General features: G+C 67.5%; 3 protein-coding genes. 2 read left to right on the forward strand and 1 reads right to left on the reverse strand.

Annotated elements, in window-relative coordinates; all coding sequences use genetic code 11:
• Positions 1 to 1,772, reverse strand: a 1,772-nt coding sequence (locus P5705_RS25715; protein WP_277463678.1) for a type VI secretion system tip protein VgrG, incomplete at its 3' end; no start/stop codon positions are given.
• 319 nt (positions 1,773 to 2,091) lie between these two features.
• On the opposite strand from P5705_RS25715, the gene P5705_RS25720 reads away from it, so the two are divergent.
• Positions 2,092 to 4,332 carry a TonB-dependent receptor gene (locus P5705_RS25720; RefSeq protein ID WP_277463679.1) on the forward strand — a complete coding sequence of 747 codons (2,241 nt, stop codon included), beginning with the start codon at positions 2,092 to 2,094 and terminating at the stop codon, positions 4,330 to 4,332.
• A gap of 139 nt (positions 4,333 to 4,471) precedes the next feature.
• A partial coding sequence (locus tag P5705_RS25725) for a TonB-dependent receptor plug domain-containing protein (RefSeq protein WP_277463680.1) occupies positions 4,472 to 6,902 on the forward strand: 2,431 nt, incomplete at its 3' end.

Genomic DNA, 6,902 nt, shown 5'->3' on the forward strand with positions numbered 1-6,902 from the left:
CCGCCCTCCACCACCACTTCGCCGTCCGCCGACACCTGCACCTGGCGCCCGGCGTGCTGCACCAGCACCGTGCCCACGCGGGTCTGGCTGCCCTCCTCGACCACCAGGTGGTCGCTGGCCCGTATCAACACCTGGCGATGCCCGCCGACGGTGCGCTGCTCCTCGGCCTCCAGGGTGACCCGGCTGAGGCCCTTCACCCGCACCTCGCGCCGGCCACCGATCGCCTCGTGGCTGTCGTTGCCCACCTGTCGCTCGTAATCGCGCTGGGCGCGCAGGTACAGCAGCTCCTGCCCCGCGCGGTCCTCCATGGCCAGTTCGTTGTAGCCCCCGCCGCCGCCCAGGCTGCGGCTGCGCAGCACCGTGCGGCTGCGGTATTCGGGCAAGGCGTAGGGTGGCGGGTGCAGGCTGTCGGGCAGGCAGCCGCTGACCACGGGCTGGTCGGGGTCGTTGTCGAGGAAGCTGACCACCACCGCCATGCCGACCCGGGGCAGCGTGACCGCGCCGTACCGGTCGCCGGACCAGCTGGACAGCACCCGCAACCAGCAGCTGGAGTGCGCGTCGCCCCGGCCTTCGCGGTCCCAGTGGAACTGCACCTTGACCCTGCCCAGGGCGTCGCAATACACCTCCTCGCCGGGCGGGCCGGTGACCCTGGCCACCTGGCAGCCGGGCACCTGCGGCCGGGGCCGGGCCAGCGGCGGGCGGAACAGCACGTCCCAGGGGATGGCGTTGAAGGTGTTGCTGTAGCGCGTCTGCGCATCGGCTGTGGCGTGCTCCTCAAGCACCTGGGGCTGGTGGCCTTCGTGGTGGACGTGGGTGAGCAGCCACAGGTCGTTCCAGGCCTCGCGGGGATGGTCGGTCAGCTGCAGCAGGTGGCCGCTGAGCAGAAACGCCGCATCGCTGGCCCCTTCGGCCAGGCAATGGTTGAAGCGACAGCGCTGCAACACCCGCTTGCTCAGCGAAGCGCCGCGCTGCTGGTCGAGGGTCTGGCGCAGGCCACCGGGGTAGGCGTAGTGCTCCAAGGGCAGCACCTGGGCCTCGCCGGTGCTGCTCGGGTAGGCCAGCGGCAGCGCAGCCTTGCGAAAGTCGTGGTCGCGCAGCTCCACCTGGTTGACCGCGGTGCGCACGCTCACGCCGAACTGGCTGACCACCGGGGTGTCGGCCTGCAGGCCGGTGGGGGGATGAAAGCCCAGGGCGCGCCCGAGGCAGGGGAAGTGCGACTGGTGGTCGGCGAACACCACGCCGTGGCCCTGGCGCGAATGCGTGAAGTGGTAGTGGATGCCGTCTTCCTGGCACAGCCGCTCGATGAACGCCAGGTCGCTTTCGCCGTACTGCACGCAGTACTCGCGCGGTGGGTAGGGTTCTTCGAGGAGGAAGCGGTAGCTGTCACCGAGCAGCCCGTGCTCTTCGAGCACCTGGCCGATGATCTGCGCCACCGTGCGTTGCTGGAAGACCCGCTGGTTGGTGCGCAGGCCCAGCCGCGCCAAGCGTGGCTCCAGGCGGGCGTGGTAGTGCGTGAGGCGGTCGCCGATAGCGCCCTGGCGGAACCGGCTGATGACGCCGTGGATACCGCAGTCCTCGCCATCGAAAGCGAGAAAGGCCGGTTGGTTGAGCAGCCGCTCGAGCGGCAGGCGGGCATTTTCGCTGACCAGTTCGAGCTCGAAGCGGAAGAGCCTGCTGATGTATTCGTCGCCGTCGAATTTCAGGACCTGAAGCTCAGGCTGGAGCGCCGGTACGTGAAAACGCAGGCGGTCGGGGGGTAATGATTCGAACATCCGTTGTCCCTGGTTGGGCCACCTTGGCCGGGGTGCAGCATTGCCCCTTGCAAAGCGGGGAAAACTGCCACGCTAGCGGAACTTCTCAACCAGATATGCAGGACCGATCCGAGCTCGCGTAGGAGCTTTCCTTGAAACGCGTAAGACATTTATGAAGCCCCTGCTGCGCCAGCAACACCCAGCAAGCACCTCTCTGTTGCCCAATCCGCACAGCACCTGAAGAAACCCAATAAAAACAAGCAAAAACAATAAGTTATGAGACTGGCACAGTCCCTGCTCCAGCACTCCCCAACAACGTTTCAATATGGGGAGACTCCACATGCACCAGCGCCATCCGCTAGCCCGCCAGATCAGCCTCGCGCTGTTGCTGGGCAGCACCGCCAGCCACACCTTCGCCGCCGATGACAACAAGCCCGAGCCGGCCCTGGAGACCGTCACCGTCACCGCCCAGCACCGCGAACAGACGCTGCAGGAAGTGCCGGTGGCCGTGTCGGCCATCAAGGGCACGCAACTGGTGGCCGACGGCGTGCGCGCGATGGGCGACATCACCACCTTCGTGCCCAACGCCTCGGCCAAGAACCCCGACGGCGACGGTCGCCCGCGCTGGTACATCCGCGGTCTGGGCACCGGCGACACCGGCGCGGCGACGGTCTACCCGGTGGGCATCTATGCCGACGACGTCTACCTCAACGCCCCCGTCGCCGGCGGCGGGCCGCTGTTCGACCTGGAGCGCATCGAGATCCTGCGCGGCCCGCAGGGCACCCTGTACGGCAAGAACACCACGGCCGGCGCGGTCAACGTGATCTCGAAGAAGCCGACCTTCGACACCGACGGCTACGGCACCATCGGCTTCGGCAGCAAGAACGAACGCATCCTCAACGGCGCCCTCGGCGGCACCCTGGTGGACGAGAAACTGGCCGGCCGGGTGTCGCTGTATTCCGAGGAGCGCGACGGTTTCCAGAACAATGACTACGACGGCAACAGCTATGGCGACGTGAACAAGAAGGCCGTGCGCGTGCAGTTCCTCGCCCAGCTCAACCCCAACCTCGACGCCCTGCTGAAACTCCACAGCCGCCAGTTCAAGGGCGACGGCAGCAACGGCTCGCTGCCGGTGGGCCGCTACTACAATGTCGGCTACGAGCGCCCCAACGGCCGCGACATCTCGCTCAACGTCAACGAGGACTACCGCCTCGACCACGACGGTGCCTCGCTGACCTTCAATTGGTACCTGGGCGACTACACCCTGACCTCGATCAGCGCCTACGACTACATCCGCAACCGCTCCACCACCGACGCCGACTACACCCCCTACGAGGTCAACGGCGCCGCGATCACCGACAACAGCTACCGCCAGTGGTCCCAGGAACTGCGCCTGGCCTCGCCGGAGGATCGCCCGCTGCACTGGCTGCTCGGTGCCCACTACTTCCACGAAGACCTCGACAGCGCCGCGCAGCGCATCGTCACCCCAGGCCCGACACCCAACGGCACCGGCTCCAACCAGGTCGGCAGCACGGCCTACCGCGACCTGGGCTTCGACCACCGCACCGACAGCTACGCGCTGTTCGGCAACGTCACCTATGAATTCACCGACGCCTTCAGCGTGACCGGCGGCCTGCGCTGGACCCAGGAGAAAAAGGACATCGACCTGGACCTGGTGCAACTGACCCGCGCCAGCGCCAACGGCCCGCTGATCCCCATCGCCGGCGCCGGCAGCAACGGCAACCGCCAGGAAGACAAGACCTGGGAAGCCTGGACCTACGACCTGACCCCGGAATACCGCATCAACGACAACCTGCGGGTGTTCTTCCGCTATGCCCACGGCTTTCGCTCCGGCGGCTTCAATACCGGGCTGTCCACCAGCCTGGCGCAGTTGACCACGGTCGACCCGGAAGAACTGGACGCGTACGAGCTGGGGCTCAAGTCCGAGTGGTTCGACCGGCGCCTGACGGTCAACGCCAACGTCTTCTACTACGACTACTCGGACATCCAGGTGAACCTGCTGACGGTCAACGACGGCGTGCTCACCACCGCCCTGACCAACGGCGCCAAGGGCAAGGTCAAGGGCGCGGAGCTGGAGATCGAAGGCCAGCCCACCGAACGCCTGCACCTGCGCGCGGCGCTGTCGTTCCTCGACACCGAGTACACCGACTTCAAGAACACCAACCCGACCACCGGCGTAGTGACCGGCGACTACAGCGGCAACCGCTTCGTGCGCTCGCCGCGCAACGTGGTGTCGCTGGGCGCCGACTACACCCTGCCGCTGGACGTGCCGGGCCGTGTAGTGGCCGGTGGCGACGTGAGCTTCCGTGACAAGGAGTACTTCCTCGCCGACCGCCAGGGCAGCGCCGACGCAACCCTCAGCCAACCGCACTACACCCTGGCCAATGCACGCCTGAGCTGGTTCAGCGCCGATGACAAGCTCAGCGTCACCGGCTTCGTCAACAACCTCACCGACCGCCGCTACCAGGTGCATGGCCGGCCCAACGGCGGCGCCGGGCAGTACGTGATCACCTACGGCGACCCGCGCACCGTCGGGATGAGTGTTACCAGCCGGTTCTGACTTTCTGACCTGGGGCTGCTGCGCAGCCCTTTCGCGGCGCAAGGCCGCTCCTACAAGGATTGCGCGGCCCCTGTAGGAGCGGCCTTGCGCCGCGAAAGGGCCTCGCAGAGGCCCCACTGCCATGCAAAAAGGACACCCCATGCCCCACTTCACCCCCTTGGCCCTCACCCTGGCCATCGGCAGCCTAGCCCTGCCCGCCCTCGCCGCCGACCAGCTCGAGACCGTGGTCGTGGTCGGCACCCACCGCAGCGACCTCACCGCCCTGCAGAGCGCCGCCCCGGTGGACGTGCTCAGCGGCGAGAAACTCCAACAGACCGGCGCCCAGGACCTGTCCGGCGCCCTCACCGCCCTGTCGCCCTCGTTCAACTACCCCCAGTCACCGCAAGGCGCCTTCGCCGGCTCCATCGCCCAGGGCGCCTCGCTGCGCGGCCTGGCCTCCGACCAGGTGCTGGTGCTGGTCAACGGCAAGCGCCGCCACACCAGCGCCAACGTCACCCGCCAGGGCCTGGTCAACGGCCGCGGCGCGGCGGCGGTGGACCTGAGCCTGATCCCGTTGTCAGCCGTGGAACGGGTCGAGATCCTGCGCGACGGCGCCGCCGCCCAGTATGGTTCGGACGCCATCGCCGGGGTGATCAACATCGTGCTCAAGGAACGCGACGACGGCGGCAACCTCGGCTACCGCTTCGGTGGCTACGCCAAGGGCGATGGCCTGCAGCGCAAACTCAGCGGCTGGAAGGGCTTCGCCCTGCCCAACGACGGCTTCCTCACCCTGGCCTTCGACGCCGGCAGCCAGGACCCGGCCAGCGATACCCGCGACGACAACCGGTTGTTCTACCCCGGCTCCACCAGCACCAATACCCCGCGCGAGCAGAACAACCGCTACCGCAACTGGCGCTGGGGCTCAGGTAATGTCTCGGACCAGTACAACGTCACCGCCAACGCCGAGATGGGCCTGGGCGCAGGCCTGAGCGCCTATGGCCTGGCCACTTATGCGCACAAGAACAGCGACGCCGAGAACTTCTTCGACCCGCCCACCACCCTGCGCAACAACTACGGCAGCGTGGCCCTGGCCCGCTACCCGGACGGGCGCCTGCCGATCACCCGCTACCGCCTTGAGGACTATGCCGTCACCGGTGGGCTGCGCTACGAGGACGAGATGCTCGGTCACTTCGACCTGGCGCTGAACCACGGCAACAACCGCCTCGACTCCACCGACCGCGAAGCCATCAACCCCAGCTGGGGCACCGCCAGCGCCTCGACGATCGACACCGGCCGGCGCGAGGCCGACCAGACCAACCTCACCCTGGACTGGACTCGCGACTTCGCCACCGACCTGCTGTACAAGCCACTCACCTTGTCCGCCGGCCTGGCCTGGCGCGAGGAGAATTACCAACTCACGGCCGGTGATGCCCAAGGCTGGCAGAACGGCCCCCTGTTCAACACCGTCGACCCACTGACCGGGCGACGCATCCCCGGCTACTACTCGGGCATCACCCAGGTGGACGCCAGCTCGCTGGATCGCCGGGTGATCGGCGCCTACTTCGACCTCGAAGGGCAGGTCACCGAGAGATTCCAGGCCGGTTTCGCCCTGCGCAGCGAGCACTATTCGGATTTCGGCGACACCACCAACGGCAAGCTGTCGCTGCGCTACGACTTCACCCCCGCGATCGCGGCCCGGGCCAGTGCCAGCACCGGCTACCGCGCACCGTCGCTGGTGCAGGCAGGGCTGTCGTCGTTCAGCGTGCAGGTGGTCGAGCAACCACCGGGCAGCGGCAACTGGATCGAGGTGCAGCAGCGCACCCTGCGCGCCGACAGCCCTGAGGCACGGCTGCTCGGCGGCAAGGCGCTCAAGCCGGAGGAATCGACCAACTTCTCCGTGGGCCTGGTGTGGCGCCCACTGCCCAACGCCTCGCTGACCGTCGACGCCTACCGTATCGACATCGACAACCGCATCACCCTCTCCGACCAGTTGCCGGCCGCAGTGGTCGGGCCGATCTTCGCCGGCACGCCCTACGCCAGCATCCAGAGCGCGGCGTTCTACACCAACATCGCCGACACCCGCACCGACGGCATCGAGCTGGCCGGGCACTACCAGCTCGACCTCGGCGCCTGGGGCCGGCTCGACCTCAACGGTGGCTATGCCCGCAGCAACACCCGCATCACCGGGCTGGACGACGTGGGCGGCATCCCCGGCAACCAGATCATCGGCCGCAACACCCAAGGGCTGATCGAGGACGGCACGCCCAAGGACAAGCTGACCCTGGGCGCCAACTGGCTGTATGACGGCTGGAGCGTGACCGTGGCCCAGCGCCGTTATGGCGAGTGGCAGAACCGCAACGCCGCCAACCCGGCCCTGGACCAGACCTTCGGCGCACAGTGGGTGACCGATCTCGATGTGGCCTACCGCTTCGGCCTGGGGCTGACCCTGTCGGTGGGCGCGATCAACCTGTTCGACAGCCACCCGGACAAGCTCGAAGGCGCGCAGCTGTATGGCGTGCAGAAGTACTCGATCACCAGCCCCGAAGGTGCGCAGGGCGCGCTCTACTACACCAGCCTCAGCTACGATTTCT

Origin of the sequence: Pseudomonas entomophila (assembly GCF_029478665.1) — a bacterium.
GTDB classification, from domain to species: Bacteria; Pseudomonadota; Gammaproteobacteria; order Pseudomonadales; family Pseudomonadaceae; genus Aquipseudomonas; species Aquipseudomonas entomophila_F.